Source organism: Xanthomonas sp. GPE 39, assembly GCF_000963005.1.
Lineage (GTDB): Bacteria > Pseudomonadota > Gammaproteobacteria > Xanthomonadales > Xanthomonadaceae > Xanthomonas_A.
Map to the genome: position 1 here is coordinate 1,756,848 of NZ_JZHZ01000007.1, position 17,883 is coordinate 1,774,730.

Genomic DNA, 17,883 nt, shown 5'->3' on the forward strand with positions numbered 1-17,883 from the left:
TCCATCAGCGTCAAATATGGTGCAGCGAAGGCCCATTCTTCATCGGATACGTCGGTCGGATAGGAGCGTGCTAGCTTCATCCGCTTACGATAGCCGCGAAAGCCTCAAGTTCATAACACGCTCTAAATTTCATTCCGTTTATGCATCTTACTTCGTCGGAAGACATCCATTTTATTAATCGCGCATTTTCTGCGCGTTCTGCTTCTGCGCGTTCTATTAGTTCTGCGCGAATTTCAGCTATTCGGCGTTCCCTGTATTCGATCTGTTGTGCGGCTAACGCGGCGCTCCCTGCGTTTCGTTGTGCGGTCGTCCTCGCTGCTTTGTCATCCCTGGCGCTTTGCCAGTCTGCGACCGTGTCTAGGTAGATTTTGGCACCGCCTGCCAGTGCGGCTGCTAGGCATGTCCCTACGATCAGCGTTAGCCATATTCCGGATCCTTCACGCTTTGGTGCATGCAAGTATTCCGGTCGTTTTCCTGCGGTTATTTCCTGCGCCTCTTCGGTCTCTTCCATATTCCGCCCCTTGTCTACACATACCCTGGCTGGATTGTGGGGTGCAGGGGCCTGCCCCTGCGTAGACGCTTCAGCCGGCCATGCGTCCGAAGTGTCGATCCCGCCAAGTTGCGAGGTCCACGACAACAACTTTTACCATGGCCTGCTGACGCGCTTTTCTGGCCTTGTTCCGGTTTCGTGTTGCGTCACGCAAGTCTGTTGCATCGGCACGCCAGAGCAAACCGCGCAGCCTGTGTTCCGGGATTCTTTCCCCCGTTGGTGCGACTAGGTCGCGTCCAGCCAGTCGCCAGCCTGCCCAAGGTCCATGCAACTCAACATGGTTGTCTATGACGTGCCGCGCGTGTGCTTGTGCGCAGTGGTTCGGACATGGCTTTCCAGCTTCCCAGCACGGTGGCCGGCGGTCGATGTTGTAGGTGTCGCTCATGCTGCGATTTCCTTGTCGCTGGGCTTTCGTGATGGTAGCCACGAGGTCAACCACAGCCACAGCCAACGGAGTCGCAGTTTCGCGATCCTGCGCATTTCGCATAATGTCTCTTATGTCAGGTGCGGGTGAGGCGAATACTGGACCGACTTGTCGCACGTGTCGCCTTCGCGTTCTTGGCGGGCTCGCGGTCAACTTCCGCATGAGTCCGATCTTCGATCATCCGCACGTGGTGAGTTGACGTGTCTCGCTCAATGCGTGCCGACTCCTGCATCTGCTGACGTTGGAGCTGTAGCACTTCGTAAGTTATGCGTAGCCTGCTTTCACCGGTTGGCTTCCTGTGCCCGAAACATCAGCGCCGCACCGACGCCGAAGACCGCCGTATAGCCTGCCAGCACCAGCAGCGCCAGCCAGCTGGCTTCGTTGGCGTAGCCCAGCGCGGCCAGTGCTAGCCGGTTGAAGTGGTAGCTAGGCAGCAGCTTCGCCAGTCCCTGCAGCCATGCGGGCAGTTGCTCGATTGGCAGCCACAGTCCGCCGCACAGCGACAGCGGCAGGTAGACCAGGTTCATCAGCCCGGCGGCCGAGTCCGGCGGCATCAGCATCCCGGCAAAAACGCCGATGGCCGCGAAACAAAGCACGCCCAGCGTGATGACGGCAAGGAACTGCAGCACCTGCACGGCGCTGACCTGCAGGTTGATCACCAGTCCGGCAATGACCATCAGCATCAGGCCGATGCTCAGGCCGAACACGACACTGGCCGCCAGCTTGGCCAGTACATAAGCCGCGGGCGGCATCGGCGACGCGCGCTTGAGTTCGAGCCAGCCGCGTCCGCGCTCCAGTGCCAACCCCGCGCCGATGGCGAATAGCGCCGAGCCCATCGCACCAAAGCAGGTGTAGCTAGCCAGCAGATAGCGCGGCATCGGGTAGCCGAGAAAATCTGCGCTGCGGTTGGCCAACCCGAAGATCAAGAAGAAAGCCAGTGGCAGGCCGAGCATGGAGAACACGTACATCGGCGAGCGCACGAGTCGCAGCAGTTCGTATTTGAGTTCTAGCCAATAGACGCGGCGGGTCTTGCCGAGCATGAGGATGGAGTCCATCGGGTGGTTTCCGGTGTGGTGTTCGAGGGGGCGCTTCAGCGTCCAGCCGGGGTGGTATCGGTCAGCGACTCGATCGCGTCTTCAAGGGCGATGTCGGCGATGTGGAGCTGACTCAGCATGGGGTCACGCTGCATCAGCGCCAGCACGACCTGTTCGGGCTCGCTGGCCAAAATCGCCGTGATGTCGTCGTCGATACGGCTGGCCGAGGCGACGCCGGCGATGCGCTCGACCTCGGCCAGCGTCAGCGACGTGCGGCAGCGGATCGCGCGTACTCCCTGGCTGGCCTTGATCTGCTCGGGCGTGCCTTCGGCGATCACTCGGCCGCCCTTGACCAGCAAGATGCGGTTCGCTAACTCGTCGGCCTCGGCCAGATAGTGCGTGGTCAGCAGCACGGTCTTGCCGCGCGCCACGAAGTCGCGCACATGCGTCCATAGTGCGCGCCGCGCTTGCGTGTCCAGCCCGACCGTGGGTTCGTCCAAGAACAGGAAATCGGGATCCCCGCACAGTGCCAGCGCGAACATCAGCCGCTGCTGCTGGCCGCCGGAGAGCTTGCCGAATCGGCGCTTTTCCAGGCCTTCCAAACCGGCTAGACGGATCACCTCGGCGGTCGGCAGCGGATGGTCGTAGTAGCTGCGGAACAGCTCGATGTGCTCGCTGACGTGCATGTGTTCAGGCACGGCGGCTAGGCCGACCTGCAGCATCACGCCCACGCGCTTACGCGCCGCGCGCGAACGCGGGTCACCCCCGAAGAGCTCGGCGATGCCGGCCGTGGGTTCGGTCAGGCCAAGCAGCAGGCGTACCGTGGTGGTCTTGCCGGCGCCGTTGGGGCCCAACAGCGCGATCACCTCGCCGGCGTACAGTTCAAAGCTGAGGTGGTCCAGCGCCACACGTTTGCCGAAGGTCTTCGTCACCGCGGTGAGCCGTGCCACCACCTCCCCGCGCGGCGCTGTCGGCGCGCGGTGCGGCCGCTGGGTCGAATCCATCTGTGCGGCAGTCATCGTAAGGTCCTTGATGTAAGAGATTAAAGAGCGTCCGGGCGTTCAACGCGCCGGCAACAGAGCAGCGTGCGCATGACGTGGTTTGATCGTATAGGGATGCGTTTCGTTACCCCGCAACGCGGGAAGCGCTTGGCTCAGCAAATTGCCCTTCATGCTCGCGTCCTGCCGCATCCGATCGAATGCATAGAAGAGTGCCACAGCGGCACGCGAAGCAGCCAGAGGTGCGGTATCACCCATCGGTAGACAAATGGTGCGCAGCAGATAGCGCGAGCCGACGCGGGTGGACGTCGGCCTCCATTACTGCTGTACCAGACGCACCCGCTTGAACTTGCCGGGCATCACTAGGTCAAGCACCACCAGCCTGATCTCATCGGACGTGTTCCATCGCTCAACCGACATTCCCATCCGCACCGGGCTGCGGCAGCTTTGCTACTGCGCACGGCACGCCCCGGTTCACTTACTTTGCATGGATCGCATGTAGGAATCGAACGGCTCCATCTCCATGACCTCTCGCCTCTGATCCAGCGATGCCTTGTCCTGGATAGGATAAGGCTCGACCTTTCCGCCGTCCTCGCTGAACTGGGAGCCTCAGCGCGTAGTCATGGCGCACCATCTCGCCACGGAGCATCAGCGGGCGTGCTTTTGCGAGTGCGTCCCGGATCAACTCAGGGCTGTGGGAGTGCTGCACAAGGATGAAGAACTCCATGACGCCCTTGCGACCGACCATCTGCACGTCAGGGAAGCCCTGCTCCTTGAGCACCTGTGTCACAAACACCGCGTTCTTGGCGTCGTCCGCATCAGCGGCCTTCGCTTCCACGGAATTTGCGCCTGTTCCTGCCAGATCCCACACCTCTCTTAACTTCTGGTCTCTCGCGTACCGCTCATCCAGAGACCGCCTCAGATCGGCATGCGTGATGGGTGGCTGTCGCTGGCACAAGGCGTTCGCACCGATCACCTGATCGTAGGGTATTCCGACAGCGATCAAGTCGTTGGCGGAACGAAGATCTAGCGCAATCGGAGCCAGTCCTAGATCATCGCGCTCCTGGTTCACGGCCATCGCGTTCAAACCCTGCGGCAATCTGAGCACTCCGTCCTTAATCTCAGGGAACGCACCATACGTCTGCTTTTTCCTGCGAGAAAGTGACACGCGGTCGGCCAGCGCGGCGTAACCCCGTGGATCGACGTCATCCCCTACACGCTCATACAGCGCGTCCATGAGCATTCGCTGTAACTTTCTCTCGCCACGCAAAGCGAGGACGATGGGGCCGAGGGCATTGACCCCTTCGCATCCGACTTGGGCTTCGGTCGGTACTCCACCATCCAGCACCTTTGCCACTTCGCGCAACTCTTGTGCCTTGAGAGGCCCACTGCTCGCCTTGGTTTGGAAGGCTAGAAGTTTGTCCAGCACATCCGGTTGAGCAATCCCTGTCGCGTGCACGGACGCTGCCAAGACGCCGAGAAACAAACAGATCCAAACCCTTAACAGTCTGCGCATCGCTGCCTCACCAAGGGTGCTTGTCAAGATGTTTCGTATCGACTGTTCGGGACGCGGCAAGCTGCCGGGCAAGCTGCTTGTACCGGCTGGAGTCGCAGATAAGCTGCAACTCCAAACTGTTGAAGTCAATGGCTCCGGGCCGCGGTTTGCCCGGCATCAGACCGATGACAAATTCGCAGAATCCAGCCAGCGCTCTCATCTCAGGGAGGTAGTCTTCAATCCAGAGAAACTGCCCTTGCTGATTCACTTCGACAAACACGAAATCGCTTGAGCGATCCACGATGAAGTCTAATGCCAGAAGCCCCGCCAACACTGGGGTTCCGGGCAGAAAAAAACCCAACCGAGAGCGGTTGGGTTCTGGATGAATGGTGGAGGTGGGCGGAATCGAACCGCCGTCCGAAGGCACTCCATCCCCGGCACTACATGCTTAGCTCATCGTTGCATCTCATCCCGGAACAGCACGATGTGCGAAGCGCATCCCGGGACCAGCCTGCTTGATTTAGCCAGTGGCTGACAGGCAGCCACCACCGACGATTCCGTGATAATGACCCTACGTCGCGAGCACGGACACAAGCGATTTCGGGGCTAGGCCTTAAGCGGCCAGAGCGTAGTTGTCGTCGTTGGCAACTATAAGTTTGCGGCTGGATTTACGAGGAAAGCTGCCCCCTCGGCATGCGCCAAGCGATTTTGCAACCCCCGTCGAAACCAGTGCACCCCCGGGGACAACGTCAAACGCTGACGGTCACAGTGTAAGGATTGGCGAGGACCGTCACAAGCCTGAGGCCGGCGTTATTTCCTTGCATGCCGCCGACGATCATATTTGCCAATAACCGCCGAGCATCGCAATCCAGCAGGCCCGACCTCCGGGGGGACACAGTTGCCGCGATGGTTTGTTACCATGTGATGCCGCCCCTCGCCGGGTGCATGCTATGGAAGACGCATCTCATCCCCCTTCGCTGCGCCGCCAAGGCGCCCAGGTCCCCGCCTCCCTCGCCGCCAGGGAGCGTGCGCATGCTTGAACTGTTGATCGTGGCCGCCCTGGTGCTGCTGAATGGCTTCTTCGCGATGTCGGAGATGTCACTGATGACGTCGCGCAAGAGCCGGCTGAAGCAGATGGCGCAGTCCAGTTCGCGCGCCGCCAAGGCATTGGCGCTGGCCGAGAATCCCGAGAACTTCCTCTCCACGGTGCAGATCGGCATCACCGCCATCGGTATCCTGACCGGCGTGTTCGGCGGCGAAGCCATCGGCGCAGCGATTGCGACCCGGTTGCAAGCACTGTTCCCGACGTTGGCCGCGAACTTCACCCTGATCGGGCAACCGCAGCCGTATTCGGCCGTGATCGGCAAAACGCTGGCAATCGTCCTGATCACCTTCCTGACGCTGATCTTCGGTGAACTCGTCCCCAAACGCCTGGCACTGACGCGTTCGGAAACCATCGCCAGCATCGTCGCGATCCCGATGAGTTGGCTGGCACGAATCGCCGCCCCCGGCGTTTGGCTGCTGTCGCGCTCGACCCGACTGGTGCTGCGCCTGTTCGGTCTGGGCAAGGACGAATCGGCATCGGTGACCGAAGAAGAAATCCGCATGCTGGTCGCCGAAAGCCATGAGGCCGGCGTGATCGACGCGCACGAACGCAACATGATGAACCGGGTCATGCGACTGGGCGACCGCACCGCGGACAGCCTGATGACCCCGCGCAATCGTATCGCCTGGCTGGATGCCAACGCCGAGCCGCAACGCAACTTGCAGGTGATGCACGAACATGAATTCTCGCGCTACCCCGTGTACCGCGGCAACGATCAGGACATCGCCGGCGTGCTGGAAGTGAAGTCACTGGTGACTCGCATGGGCAACGGTGGTGAGCAGTTGTTCCAAAGCCTGCGCGACACGCTGTTCGTGTCCGAATCCACCCATGCGATGAAGCTGCTGGAGATTTTCCGCGAGGAACAGCAGTCCATGGCGCTGGTGGTGGACGAGTACGGCGAGATCCAGGGACTGGTCACGGTCAGCGACCTGATGGGCGCGGTGGTCGGCCGTCTGCAATCGGTGGACAACGCCGATGAGGACGCATTGGTGGTGACCCGTGACGACGGCTCGCTGCTGATCGATGGTTCGCTGGCAATCGAGGACCTGCGCGAGTTGCTGGGTGGCGCGGAGTTGCCCAGCGCCGAGGAAAACGACTACAACACGCTGGCGGGCTTGTGCATCTCCTACTTCGGACGCATCCCGCATACCGGCGAGTTCTTCGACTGGGCCGGCTGGCGAATCGAGATCGTAGACCTGGACGGCGCACGCGTGGACAAGCTGCTGTTGCGCAAGCTGCAGGACGAGAACAGCGATGACATCACCGCGTGAATGGCATTGGCAAACGCAAGCAAAGGCCGCTGTGTCTAGGGCAGCGGCGCGGTAGTGCGTAGCCAGGCACAGGTTTGCGCCTCAGGGCTGTCGATGTACCACGCGTGGTAGCCAACGCCACGCTGCAACGCCGACACCCCCTGCCTCACCCCTGCAGAAGACGCAGGTCCGATTCGCTGACGAACATGTGACTCACGCGCGGCACGCTGGTGTGCATGTCAGGGGCATCTGCAACATGACCGCGTAAACGCTCCAGATAGATCGACATCTGCTGCAAGGCGGCTTCCAGTCCACAGTCGTGCACAGAAGGCGCAGCATGTTGTTCGCTCATGTCGTCATCACCTATAGAACCTGATTGACCGAAGCCGCATTACTGCGACCGATAGCCGCAGTGGAACACGGTGCGAGCAGATGACACACCCGACAAAATCAACTAGCCGTGAAGACGTTTCGATCCTGTGATGCACATCGACACAATAGACCCGGCAACCGGAGCGGCGCCCGCCTTCTGCGCATGCAATTGCGCAAATACTTCCAGAATTCATGCCGCAGCGCTGGCCGCGCTCACGACATCGGCGAGAATGTAAGACGTACATAAACTGTGCGATGTCGCCGTAGCTGTTGGCAATCAACAGCAGCCACGGGTCACGGCAATGTTGCAGCAACAACAACCCGAACGCGGATGTACGCTGGCATCGCTATCGGTCATCAGCGGCGACGCCTGCCACACCGCATCCCCGACACGCCGTGCCCCCACCCTGCCCGAGTGCCACCATGTCTCTTGTACCGCCGTCCTCTAGCGTTCCCCTGTTGCCGTTGCGTGATCGTGTGGTACTGATTAGTGGCGGCGCGCAAGGTATTGGCCGCGGTGTGGCGCATGCGGTGCTGGACGCCGGCGGCTATGTCGCAATCGGCGATCTCGATATCGAAGCTGGGCGTGCCTGTCTGGCCGAACTGGATGCAGCAGACCGCGTGCTATTCCGACGCCTGGATGTGACCGCCGAGGCGAGCGTGCGCCGTTTCATCGACACCGCGCTGGCGCGATTCGGACACATCGACGGCCTGGTCAACAATGCCGGTATCGCCGATCCATACACAGGACCGATTGAACACCTATCGTTGCGCGAGTGGCAACGGCGCCTGGGCACGAACCTGGGCGGCGCGTTCCTGTGCAGCAAACACGCGCTGCCCGCCCTGAAGGCCAGCCGCAGCGGCGCGGCGATCGTCAATATCGCATCGACACGCGCCCATCAGTCCGAAGCGGACAGCGAGGCCTACGCCGCAGCCAAGGGGGGGCTGGTGGCATTCACCCATGCGCTGGCGATCAGTGCTGGACCTGCGGTGCGGGTCAACTGCATCAGCCCAGGCTGGATCGCCACGGACGCATGGCGCAAGCCGAGCACGCGACGTAAACCAATCCTGTCGCGGCAGGATCACACCCAACACCCCGCTGGCCGCGTGGGCACGCCGCAGGACATCGGCGCACTGGCGGTGTATTTACTCTCGGAACAGGCAGGCTTCATTACCGGTCAGGACATCGTGGTGGACGGTGGAATGACCCGGAAGATGCAGTACGCCTGAGCGCAACAGGCTGGCACAGACATGCTTACGTCCAGGCCACGACGGCGGTCAGATTTGACAGCGCGCTGGAGGCATCGCAGATAGCAACTGCTATCTCCAAACCCAGCTTCAACCGCAGCGCACATGCGAAAACGCGCGCGGAAAAATCAGCACCGGCGGCGACTGGATCTACAACGCACGCCTGATGCCGACGCAGGCATCTACGGTACCAACGGCTGCAGTTGCGGATCCAGCGCCACGCGATCATCAAAGACGAAGCAGCGGCCCTCGTACCCCTCGCCGCCCACTTCCTCGAAGTAACCGAGAATGCCGCCATCCAGTTGCAGCACGTTCTCCATGCCATCGGCGCGCATCCACAAGGCCGCTTTCTCACAGCGAATCCCGCCCGTGCAGAAGCTGACCACGGTGGCGTCGGCCAGTGCCGTGCGATGCGCTGCCAACGCCTCGGGCAGTTCGGTGAACTTGACGATCGGCAAGGTCAGCGCGCCAGCGAAGGTGCCATGTTCAACTTCCTGCGCATTACGCGTGTCCAGCAAAACCACGCGCCGACCGCTGTCGTCATGGCCCTGGCGCAGCCAACGCTGCAAGGTGAGCGGCGCTACCGCCGGCGCGCGCGTGCCGGCCAATGGCGAGGCGGCGTCGCGACGGAAACTGATAATTTCAGGTTTGACCTTGGCTTTCAGCCGTGCGAACGGTTGCTGCGCGCTGACGCTGGTCTTGACCCGCAGATCGACAAAGCGCGGATCTGCGCGCAACTGCGCGTAAAAGGCATCGATGGCCGCTGTCGCTCCGGCCAGGAATAGATTGATGCCCTCCCCCGCCACCAGGATGGTACCGCGCAATCCGCCCTGTTCGGCCGATGTGTGCAATTGCGCGGCAAGCGCATCCGGATCGTCGACAACGACGAAGTGATAGGCAGCGGTATTGGCGATCATCTGCGTATTTTAGCCTCGCAACTGCAGCTCTAGCCGCGCAGTAGCACGAATGGCAACAGCACCAGCGAGGCGACCAGCAGCATGCCGAGCAAGGTGCCCAACACGAACAGTGGACGCCGTCGCAACAAACTGGCGAAGGTCTCGGCGCTGCCATCACGCAACGCCGCCGCGCGCTCGGCACGGGCACGCGCCCCACGCTGTGTCTGGTAATCGGCCAATAGCGCCTTGGCACGCGCTTGGTCGGCATCCTCGCGCAGCCAGATGCCGCCAGCGGAGATGCCAAACGTGCCGGCTCGGGTTTGGTAGTAATCGATGCACGCAGCATCGAGTAGCGCGCACACCTCGGTGTGTTCGTCCTCTGGCACGTCGCGCAGGTTGAGCAATAGTTTGGCCATGCGCCGATGATAGCCGCTGCGGCGATGCGCTACCCTTGCACGCCCTGTCCGCCGTGGATGTTGCTCATGCGCCGTGTCCTGCTGTTGTTGAGTCTGTCGTTGCCAGCCTGGCTGTCGGGCGGCTGCACCCCGCCAGGCCCGCCGCCAGGAGGCCGGATCGCCAGCTTCCAGGCACTCGACGAGCGCGTCGGCAACGGTGCGCAGGCGCACTCTGGCAATCGAGTGACCGTGCATTACACCGGCTGGCTGTACGACGAACACGCCAAGGACAAGCAAGGCATGAAATTCGACGCCTCCGCCGACCATGGTCAACCCTTTTCCTTCCTGCTCGGCGCCGGTCAGGTGATCCGTGGCTGGGACGAGGGTGTGACGGGGATGCGCGTGGGCGGTAAGCGCCGATTGCTGCTGCCACCGGAGTACGGCTACGGCGACAACGGCGCAGGCGGCGTGATCCCGCCTGGCGCCTCGCTGGTGTTCGACGTCGAACTGCTCGACATCACGCCGCATTGAGCCGGTTGCCGCGATGTCCGTCAGCAAGCCCGGCGCCCGCGTGCACGGTCGTATCGCCATCGTCGGCGGCGGCCCAGCAGGGCTGATCGCCGCCGAAACCGCGCGCGCGGCCGGCGCCGAGGTTGATCTGTACGAAGCCAAGGGCTCGGTCGGGCGCAAGTTCCTGATCGCTGGCAAGGGCGGACTCAACCTCACCCACTCTGATCCATTTACCGACTTCGTCTCGCGTTACCGCGAACGTGCCACCACCGTCGGCGACTGGCTGGCCGATTTCGATGCGCAGGCGCTGCGTGCCTGGGCGCAAGCGCAAGGCGTGGAAACCTATGTCGGCAGCTCCGGGCGGGTGTTCCCCCTAGACCGCAAAGCGGCACCGCTGCTGCGCGGATGGGTGCGCCGACTGAAGGACGCAGGGGTCCGCTTCCACGTCCAACACCACTGGCATGGTTGGAACGCCGATGGCGCGCTGCGCTTTTCCAGCGCCGACGGCGAATGCCTGGTCCAAGCCAACGCCTGCGTGCTGGCGTTGGGCGGCGGCAGTTGGCCGCAGCTCGGTTCCGATGGCGCCTGGCAGGACACACTTCGCGCGCACGGTGTGGCCCTGGCACCGCTGCAGCCGGCCAACTGTGGCTTCGATGTGGCCTGGAGTGCGCATTTCCGCGAACGTCATGCCGGTGCGCCGCTGAAGCCGGTGATCGTGCACTGGCACGACACCGATCGCCGTGCGCAATCGCTACAAGGCGAATGTGTGGTCAGCGACGGCGGGATCGAAGGCAGCCTGATCTACGCGCTGTCGGCGCAACTGCGTGAGACGATCAGCACCCACGGGCCGACCACATTGTGGCTGGATCTGGTGCCAGGGCGCACACTGCAACGTCTACAGGACGAACTGTGCAAGCCGCGCGGTGGGCGCAGCTTCGGCGAACACCTGCGCCGGCAGGCAGGAATCGATGGGGTCAAAGCCGCTCTACTGTTCGAAGTGCTGGGCAAGCAGGCCGGCCAGGATCTGGCCCAGGCCGCTGCCACACTCAAGCGCCTGCCGCTGACCCTGTTACGACCGCGCCCCCTGGCCGAGGCGATCAGCAGCGCCGGCGGCGTGCGCCTGGAAGCGCTGGACCCACACCTGATGCTGCACGCCCGGCCAGGCACCTTCTGCGCGGGCGAAATGCTCGACTGGGAAGCGCCGACCGGGGGCTACCTGCTAACCGCCTGCTTCGCCAGCGGGGTGCGCGCCGGTCGCGGCGCGGTTGCCTGGCTACAACGCGCCACTGGCTGAACACGGCAACGCCCGGGAAATGGGCGCGCCAGTACCGCGCTCAGAGCGTCGCGATCTGCACGCGACGGTTCGGGTCGCGCTTGGCCGCATACATTGCCTCGTCCGCGCGCTGCGTGAGCAATGTCGGGTCAAAGCTGGGGCCAGTCTGCACGGCAATGCCGATGCTCGGCTGCAAAGGCAGCCGCTGGCCCTCGACCAGACAGCCCTCGGCGGCGACAGCCAGGACCCGCTCCGCCGCCGCGATCGCTTCGTGCTGCGGATCCTCGAGAATGTCGAACAAGACCACGAATTCGTCACCGCCCAGCCGCGCGATGAAGTCTTTCTCGCGTAGGCACGTCTTGAGCAGGCGGGCGAAATGCACCAGCACCGCGTCACCGACATGGTGGCCGTAACGATCATTGATGCCCTTGAAATCGTTCATATCCAGGAACATCAACGCAGCGTGGGCATCGCTGCGACGCCCAGACTGATTGAGCATTTGACGCAGAGCCTGATTCCAGGCCATGCGGTTGGGCAGCCCGGTCAGCTCGTCGTGCAGCGCACGCGCTTCCATCATTCGCGCAGACCGGGTCTGCCCGGTGATGTCGCTGACCATCATGTGGAAACCGGCACGTTGCGGCGCCAAGGCATCGTCCGGCACTAAGCTGAAATGCATGATCCGCGCCTCGCCGGCCGCATCGTTGAGCTCGGCGTCGAACTGCGCCGGCTGCCCATCCAGCGCCGGCAACATGTGCGGGGCAAGCAGTTCGAACTGCACCGTATCCAGCACCTCGCGCAGATGACGGCCGACGATCTGTGTCGGCAGCAGCGCGAACCAATCGGCATAGGGCTTGTTGACGAACTGAAAGCGCAGGTCACGGTCGACGTAGGCGATCAGTGCCGGCGCATTATCGGCAATTGTGCGTAACTGCGATTCGCTGTGGCGCAGACGCTGCTCGGCCAATTGCCGCTCGGTGACATCCTGAATTTGCGAGACGAAATGCACCGGACGTTGGTGTTCGTCGCGCACCAGAGATACCGCAAGATGCCCCCACAAGGTGCGGCCATCACGACACAGGTAGCGCTTGTCCAAGTGGTAATCGTTACGCTCGCCGGCAACCAACTCCTCCAGCAACATCCCGTCCCTGGTAATGTCCTCCGGGTGCGTAATGTGCTTGAAATCCATATCCAGCATCTGCTCGCGAGTGTAACCGAGCATCGCGCACAAGGCGTCGTTGACCTCTAGCCAGCGTCCTTCCAACGACACCAGCGCCATGCCATGAGCTGCTGCCGAAAACGCACCGGAGAAGCGTTGCCCAGCAAGCAGCGCCGCACGCGTGGCCTCACGTTCAGCGGTGATATCGCGCATCACGCACACCGCGCCGAGAAGGTGCCCATCGGGTGCATACAGACGCTCTGCATTGCACAGCACGCTCCGCTTCTGCTGCCCCTTGGCTGCGATCACAATCTCCACGTCGCGTATCGATTCGCCACGCCAGGCGCGCACCAGCGGCACCTGTTCCATTTCGAGCAGGCGTTCGCCATCGGCGTCGAACAGGTTGAAGTACTCCGGCCATTGCGCCGGCGGTAGCGCGCGAGGGTCGGCGCTATGCCATTGCCGCGCAACGTGGTTGAACTGGCCCAGAGTGCCGTCGGCGGTGCACGACACCACCGCATCGGGCATGGTCTCCAGCAGCAACGACAGGGTCTGCGCCTGGGTCTGGGCGATACGGCCATCACGGCGTGTCTCCAGTTGTGCAGTGACCTGCTTGGCTAAGCGTTGCAGTCCTTCGCGCTGACGCTCACTCAACTGCCGCGGCTTGGTGTCGATCACGCACAAGGTGCCGTAGATGTAGCCGCCACTTCCCAGCAAAGGCATGCCGGCATAGAAACGGATGTGCGGTGAACCCAACACCAGCGCATTGTCGGCAAAGCGCGGGTCCAACAGCGCATCGGGGACCTCCATCAATTGCGGCGACGACAGCGCGTAGGCGCAGAACGCCAGCTCGCGCGGAGTCTCGATCACGTCAAGCCCACAGCTCGCCTTGAACCATTGGCGCCGCTCGTCGATCAGCGACACAATCGCAATCGGGACCTCGCACAGTTGACTGGCAAGCCAGATCAGATCGTTGAAAACCGACTCAGGCGGCGTATCCAACATCTCCAGTTCGGCCAACGCACGCAATCGTTGCGGCTCCACCTCGGGCAATGGTACGGGCATGAAAGAAGGAGGTTGGGTCTGGCTCATGCCGGGCATGCAGTTCAAATATAACGATCACAATAGCCGGCCAAGGCGTCAAGGGAGAATGAGCCTGAAGGGGCGGTGGAGCGGACCAGACCCGATGCTGGCGACGGTCATGCCCCTGCCGCCGTCATCGGCGCACTCTGGCATCTCTTATCATCGGCCAGGACTGGCCCGGACTGAAGGCTTTCGGCATTCAGCGTGCTTTGCTGGCGGATTGGCGACGAATCCGTGCCGGCGGCTGAAACGAATCGCTGCGCGCATCGGTCCAGTAATCCCGGAACACAGCATGGTCGGGGAGCGTCCGCAACAGTTCGCCCGGCTCAAGATAAGAATAGAGCGACGCCAGCGAGCGGATCTCCACATGCGAAATCCGACGCATAATGTGTTCAGGCGCAAGCTGTGCTGGGTGTTGCAAGCCAGCGGCACTGAGCAACTCGGCCAATGCCTTGAGCGTATTGGCGTGATAGTGCGCGACCCGGTTGGCCTTGTCGGTCGGATCCAGGTGCTGCCAGCGGCGGCGGTCCTGGGTGGCGATGCCGGTCGGGCAACGGTCGTTATGGCAGCTCAAAGACTGAATGCAGCCCAACGCGAACATGAAGCCGCGCGCGGCATTGCACCAGTCCGCCCCCAGCGCCAGGGTCCGCGCGATGTCGAAGGCACTGGTGATCTTGCCAGCCGCGCCAAGCTTGACCCGCTCACGGATGTCCAGTCCGACCAGGGTGTTGTGCACCAACAGCAGGGCCTCCTGCATCGGCACGCCGACATGGTCGATGAACTCCGCTGGCGCCGCGCCGGTGCCGCCCTCGGCCCCATCGACGACGATGAAGTCCGGGTACATCCGGCTCTCCTGCATCGCCTTGGCGATGGCGAACCACTCCCAGGGATGACCGATGGCCAATTTGAACCCCGTCGGCTTGCCGCCAGACAGCGTGCGCAGCCTGGCGACGAACTGCAGCAGCTCCAACGGCGTGGAGAATGCCGTATGTCGGGACGGCGAGACGCAATCCTGACCCAGCGCCACTCCACGCGTGGCCGCGATCTCGACGCTGACCTTGGCCGCCGGCAGTACACCGCCATGACCAGGTTTGGCCCCCTGCGAGAGCTTGATCTCGATCATCTTGACCTGCGCCAAGGTGGCGCTGGCGACGAACCGCGACTCGTCGAAGTGCCCGTTTGCATCGCGGCAACCGAAATAACCCGAGCCGATTTCCCATACCAAGTCGCCACCACCTTCACGGTGATAGGGCGAAATCGAGCCTTCCCCGGTATCGTGATAGAAGCCGCCCTGGCGCGCGCCGCGGTTGAGTGCGCGGATGGCGTTGGCCGACAGCGCACCGAAACTCATCGCCGAAATATTGAATACGCTGGCCGAGTATGGCTGCGCGCAATCGGCACCCACGGTGAGGCGGAAGTCATGATCGGCAATCTCGGCGGTGGCCAATGAGTGGTTGATCCACTCGTAATCGGCTGCATAAGCACTACGCTGAGTGCCGAACGGCACAACATCCATGACGTTCTTGGCACGCTCGTAGACCAAGGCACGCTGTTGACGCGAGAACGGTGCCTCTTCGATATCGCTCTGCATGAAGTATTGACGCACCTCCGGACCAACCGATTCCAAGCCATAGCGGAAATGCGCCAGGATCGGGTAGTTACGCCGCAACGTACTGCGCGTCTGCAATAAATCCACCGTGCCAAGTACGGAAAGCACAGTGAATGCGACCACGCCCAGACCCCACAGCGGCCAGATCGTGCACAGCGCGATAGACAACGCCAGCAACAGACAACTGGCGATATAAGCTAGGTAACGACGCATGACGTTCCTTGCGGGAGTCGAAAGCCAGCGGCGAGTGTAGGCCCTGACGGTGGGCAATGACGTCGGAACGTGACTACCCCGCTCCACCCGCGTACCGCGTCAACAAACCACCTGCACAAGGACGACGCGGCTACAAACGGTCGTCCACCGCCTCGCGCGGCCATACCGACTTGACGTCGTAGACCACCAGATCCGAGTTACCCAGCGCACGAATCTGCGCGGCAGCGAAGCGACGATAAGCGTCGTGCGCCACCGCCAGCACCACGGCATCGTAACGACCCGGGACCGGCTCGGGCAGCAGGTCGACGCCATGCGCACGCGCGGCCTGCGGATCGGCCCACGGATCGCAAGCGTCCACGCGGGCCCCGGTGGCAGCCAGCGCCTGGACCAACTCCAGCGCTCGACTGTTGCGCAAGTCCGGGCAGTTTTCTTTGAAGGTAACGCCGAGCACCAGGACATGGGCCGCCACCATCGGCACACCCTTGCCGGCCAGCAACGCCTGCACCCGCGCGGCGACATGCGCACCGACCCGGTTATTGACCTTGCGCGCAGTATGAATCAGATCCGGGTGATAACCGACGCTTTCGGACTTGTGCAGCAAGTAATACGGGTCCACACCAATGCAATGACCACCGACCAGACCGGGCCGGAACGGCAGGAAGTTCCACTTGGTCCCCGCAGCCTCCAGCACATCCTGCGTATCAATCTCCAGCCGATCGAAGATCAACGCCAATTCGTTGACCAGCGCGATATTGACGTCGCGCTGGATATTTTCCACCACCTTGGCCGCCTCGGCCACGCGGATCGAAGGCGCACGCCAAGTGCCTGCCGTGATGATCTGCGCATACAGTGCATCGACCGCAGCGGCGGCGGCGGCATTGGAGCCGGAGGTGATCTTGCGGATATCGGTGAGGCGCCGCTGACGATCACCGGGACTGACCCGCTCCGGGCTGTAGCCGCAGTGAAAATCGACGTTGCAGCGCAAGCCCGAGCCCTGCTCCAGCAGCGGCACACACACTTCCTCGGTCGTGCCCGGGTACACCGTTGACTCGTAGATCACCAGATCGCCGTGCTTGAGTACGCCGGCCAACAATTGGCTGGCCTGGCGCAGCGGCTGCAAGTCCGGCTGCTCATGTGCATCGATCGGGGTCGGCACGGTGACGATGTAGACCGTGCGGTCGCGCAACGCGGCCACATCATCGCTGTAGTGCAACTGTACGCCAGCGCGCAACTCCTCGGCCTGCATCTCCAGGGTCTGATCGTACCCAGCACGCAGTTGTGCCACGCGTCGTGCATCGATGTCGTAGCCAAGGGTGTCGTAGCGCGCACCGAACGCCACCGCCAGCGGCAGGCCGACATATCCGAGGCCGATGACGGCAATGCGCGGGGACGGATCGAACAGAGTTTCGACAGGCATGCCGTTCCTTTGCTGGGCATCTGCGGCAGCGTGCCGCTGGCGCGGGTGGCGAGGGGTGCGAGCTTCCGCAGTCCGCAGAAGATGTCCATGGTAAGCCCGACCGTGGCGCGTACCAAGCCATGGGCCATAGCGACGGCTACAGGTTCGCCAGCGATATGGGGTAGCCCTGTGCCGCCATCTCTTTTGCCAGCAGTGGCCCTGCATCTTTCTGCAAATTGTCCTTGAACGGGATGTAGAGCAAACCTTGAATGTCAGACGGGCGCTCCATGTTTTCCTGCTGCTTCATAAGGATGGCAACGTTCTTGCGCCCAAGTAGCGTAAGCACCACGCCCAATTCCATGACGACGTTTTGCCGCGCACGGAATGCTTTTTCATCTTCGTGGCCAACGCGGTATCCCTCGTCATCAGGTGTGGCGAGCACTACGGCGAATTTCACCTCTGCCGTGTACTTCTCCAGCTTCTCTATGATGGTCTGACCTTCTGACGGGAGTTGATCCAAGATCAAAGGTTCAAGCCTCCATCGGCGCAACATTGCTTCAAGTTCGGTACGTGCCACCGTGTCGTGCCCATAAACGACGAACACCTTGCTGAGCATCGGCTTGGCTGGGGCGGCACCGTTTTGCGGCGTGGCGGCGGCTTTTTGAGCGACCGTCACACCAAGACACTCTTTCACAGCCTGTTGGTTCTTGCCTTGGACGTTGAAATTGCCGGTGTGGTAACTGTTAACGATTGCACCGTTTTGTAAGCGCAGTTGAGTGCCCGAACCATTGGACAAAGCTGTCTCATTTGCAACTTGGAAGGTACCTGCTTGGAGGCAAGCTTTGATTTCATCTAATGTCATGGGCGCTCCGTGTT

Annotated in this window: 16 protein-coding genes and 1 other RNA gene; 4 read left to right on the forward strand and 13 right to left on the reverse strand. The window is 62.2% G+C overall.

From position 1 onward, the window contains the following. Positions 1-76: 76 nt before the first annotated feature. From XALGPE39_RS15580 to ssrA, 6 genes are all read right to left on the reverse strand, one after another. Entirely contained in the window at positions 77-511 is a 435-nt protein-coding gene (locus XALGPE39_RS15580; protein ID WP_152624846.1) for a hypothetical protein, read from the reverse strand. Between the two features lie 744 nt (positions 512-1,255). After that, entirely contained in the window at positions 1,256-2,029 is a 774-nt protein-coding gene (locus XALGPE39_RS07400) for an ABC transporter permease (RefSeq protein WP_045727627.1), read from the reverse strand. 35 nt (positions 2,030-2,064) lie between these two features. Beyond that, entirely contained in the window at positions 2,065-3,027 is a 963-nt protein-coding gene (locus tag XALGPE39_RS07405; protein ID WP_052690030.1) for an ABC transporter ATP-binding protein, read from the reverse strand. A 457-nt stretch (positions 3,028-3,484) separates the two neighbouring features. Further along, a complete protein-coding gene (locus XALGPE39_RS07415) occupies positions 3,485-4,522 on the reverse strand; it encodes a hypothetical protein (RefSeq protein ID WP_045727629.1) in 1,038 nt (345 codons plus the stop codon). A gap of 7 nt (positions 4,523-4,529) precedes the next feature. Next, positions 4,530-4,832, reverse strand: a complete 303-nt coding sequence (locus XALGPE39_RS16040) for a hypothetical protein (RefSeq protein ID WP_162484585.1) — start codon at positions 4,830-4,832, stop codon at positions 4,530-4,532. 56 nt (positions 4,833-4,888) lie between these two features. After that, positions 4,889-5,240, reverse strand: a transfer-messenger RNA (tmRNA) gene (gene ssrA, locus XALGPE39_RS15195). A 293-nt stretch (positions 5,241-5,533) separates the two neighbouring features. Here ssrA and XALGPE39_RS07425 point away from each other — a divergent pair. Beyond that, positions 5,534-6,877: a hemolysin family protein gene (locus XALGPE39_RS07425; protein WP_045727631.1), complete on the forward strand. Its 1,344-nt coding sequence runs from the start codon at positions 5,534-5,536 to the stop codon at positions 6,875-6,877. Between the two features lie 145 nt (positions 6,878-7,022). Here the strand turns inward: XALGPE39_RS07425 and XALGPE39_RS07430 are convergent, their stop codons facing one another. Beyond that, on the reverse strand, positions 7,023-7,208 hold the full coding sequence (locus XALGPE39_RS07430) for a hypothetical protein (RefSeq protein WP_045727632.1): 186 nt from the start codon (positions 7,206-7,208) through the stop codon (positions 7,023-7,025). Between the two features lie 443 nt (positions 7,209-7,651). Here XALGPE39_RS07430 and XALGPE39_RS07435 point away from each other — a divergent pair, with 443 nt between their 5' ends. After that, entirely contained in the window at positions 7,652-8,458 is an 807-nt protein-coding gene (locus XALGPE39_RS07435; protein ID WP_045727633.1) for an SDR family oxidoreductase, read from the forward strand. Positions 8,459-8,658: 200 nt separating this feature from the next. Here XALGPE39_RS07435 and XALGPE39_RS07440 read toward each other — a convergent pair whose 3' ends face one another. Then, on the reverse strand, positions 8,659-9,393 hold the full coding sequence (locus XALGPE39_RS07440; RefSeq protein ID WP_045727634.1) for a sulfurtransferase: 735 nt from the start codon (positions 9,391-9,393) through the stop codon (positions 8,659-8,661). Between the two features lie 29 nt (positions 9,394-9,422). Continuing rightward, positions 9,423-9,788, reverse strand: coding sequence for a DUF6164 family protein (locus tag XALGPE39_RS07445; RefSeq protein ID WP_045727635.1), 366 nt, complete (start codon positions 9,786-9,788; stop codon positions 9,423-9,425). Positions 9,789-9,854: 66 nt separating this feature from the next. On the opposite strand from XALGPE39_RS07445, the gene XALGPE39_RS07450 reads away from it, so the two are divergent. After that, the gene (locus XALGPE39_RS07450) at positions 9,855-10,298 is read left to right on the forward strand and encodes an FKBP-type peptidyl-prolyl cis-trans isomerase (RefSeq protein ID WP_045729048.1); all 444 of its coding nucleotides are present in this window, start codon (positions 9,855-9,857) and stop codon (positions 10,296-10,298) included. Between the two features lie 13 nt (positions 10,299-10,311). Continuing rightward, the gene (locus XALGPE39_RS07455; protein WP_045727636.1) at positions 10,312-11,571 is read left to right on the forward strand and encodes a TIGR03862 family flavoprotein; all 1,260 of its coding nucleotides are present in this window, start codon (positions 10,312-10,314) and stop codon (positions 11,569-11,571) included. 40 nt (positions 11,572-11,611) lie between these two features. On the opposite strand, the gene XALGPE39_RS07460 is transcribed toward XALGPE39_RS07455, so the two are convergent. The 4 genes from XALGPE39_RS07460 to XALGPE39_RS16205 all read right to left on the reverse strand — a co-directional run bounded on the left by XALGPE39_RS07460 (position 11,612) and on the right by XALGPE39_RS16205 (position 17,869). Further along, positions 11,612-13,798 carry a diguanylate cyclase gene (locus XALGPE39_RS07460; RefSeq protein ID WP_045727637.1) on the reverse strand — a complete coding sequence of 729 codons (2,187 nt, stop codon included), beginning with the start codon at positions 13,796-13,798 and terminating at the stop codon, positions 11,612-11,614. Positions 13,799-13,988: 190 nt separating this feature from the next. Further along, positions 13,989-15,611 (reverse strand): FMN-binding glutamate synthase family protein, encoded by a 1,623-nt coding sequence (locus tag XALGPE39_RS07465; RefSeq protein ID WP_045727638.1) that lies wholly within the window; start codon positions 15,609-15,611, stop codon positions 13,989-13,991. Between the two features lie 130 nt (positions 15,612-15,741). Then, positions 15,742-17,028 (reverse strand): nucleotide sugar dehydrogenase, encoded by a 1,287-nt coding sequence (locus tag XALGPE39_RS07470; RefSeq protein ID WP_045727639.1) that lies wholly within the window; start codon positions 17,026-17,028, stop codon positions 15,742-15,744. A 136-nt stretch (positions 17,029-17,164) separates the two neighbouring features. Further along, positions 17,165-17,869 carry a TIR domain-containing protein gene (locus XALGPE39_RS16205; RefSeq protein ID WP_200893865.1) on the reverse strand — a complete coding sequence of 235 codons (705 nt, stop codon included), beginning with the start codon at positions 17,867-17,869 and terminating at the stop codon, positions 17,165-17,167. Positions 17,870-17,883: the final 14 nt, after the last annotated feature.

Coding starts and splice junctions, on each gene's coding strand:
- XALGPE39_RS16205 (WP_200893865.1), bottom strand. CDS start 17,869: ATGACATTAGATGAAATCAAAGCTTGCCTCCAAGCAGGTACCTTCCAA.
- XALGPE39_RS07445 (WP_045727635.1), bottom strand. CDS start 9,788: ATGGCCAAACTATTGCTCAACCTGCGCGACGTGCCAGAGGACGAACAC.
- XALGPE39_RS07425 (WP_045727631.1), top strand. CDS start 5,534: ATGCTTGAACTGTTGATCGTGGCCGCCCTGGTGCTGCTGAATGGCTTC.
- XALGPE39_RS07460 (WP_045727637.1), bottom strand. CDS start 13,798: ATGAGCCAGACCCAACCTCCTTCTTTCATGCCCGTACCATTGCCCGAG.
- XALGPE39_RS07470 (WP_045727639.1), bottom strand. CDS start 17,028: ATGCCTGTCGAAACTCTGTTCGATCCGTCCCCGCGCATTGCCGTCATC.
- XALGPE39_RS07430 (WP_045727632.1), bottom strand. CDS start 7,208: ATGAGCGAACAACATGCTGCGCCTTCTGTGCACGACTGTGGACTGGAA.
- XALGPE39_RS07400 (WP_045727627.1), bottom strand. CDS start 2,029: ATGGACTCCATCCTCATGCTCGGCAAGACCCGCCGCGTCTATTGGCTA.
- XALGPE39_RS07415 (WP_045727629.1), bottom strand. CDS start 4,522: ATGCGCAGACTGTTAAGGGTTTGGATCTGTTTGTTTCTCGGCGTCTTG.
- XALGPE39_RS15580 (WP_152624846.1), bottom strand. CDS start 511: ATGGAAGAGACCGAAGAGGCGCAGGAAATAACCGCAGGAAAACGACCG.
- XALGPE39_RS07465 (WP_045727638.1), bottom strand. CDS start 15,611: ATGCGTCGTTACCTAGCTTATATCGCCAGTTGTCTGTTGCTGGCGTTG.
- XALGPE39_RS07450 (WP_045729048.1), top strand. CDS start 9,855: ATGCGCCGTGTCCTGCTGTTGTTGAGTCTGTCGTTGCCAGCCTGGCTG.
- XALGPE39_RS07440 (WP_045727634.1), bottom strand. CDS start 9,393: ATGATCGCCAATACCGCTGCCTATCACTTCGTCGTTGTCGACGATCCG.
- XALGPE39_RS07405 (WP_052690030.1), bottom strand. CDS start 3,027: ATGACTGCCGCACAGATGGATTCGACCCAGCGGCCGCACCGCGCGCCG.
- XALGPE39_RS07435 (WP_045727633.1), top strand. CDS start 7,652: ATGTCTCTTGTACCGCCGTCCTCTAGCGTTCCCCTGTTGCCGTTGCGT.
- XALGPE39_RS07455 (WP_045727636.1), top strand. CDS start 10,312: ATGTCCGTCAGCAAGCCCGGCGCCCGCGTGCACGGTCGTATCGCCATC.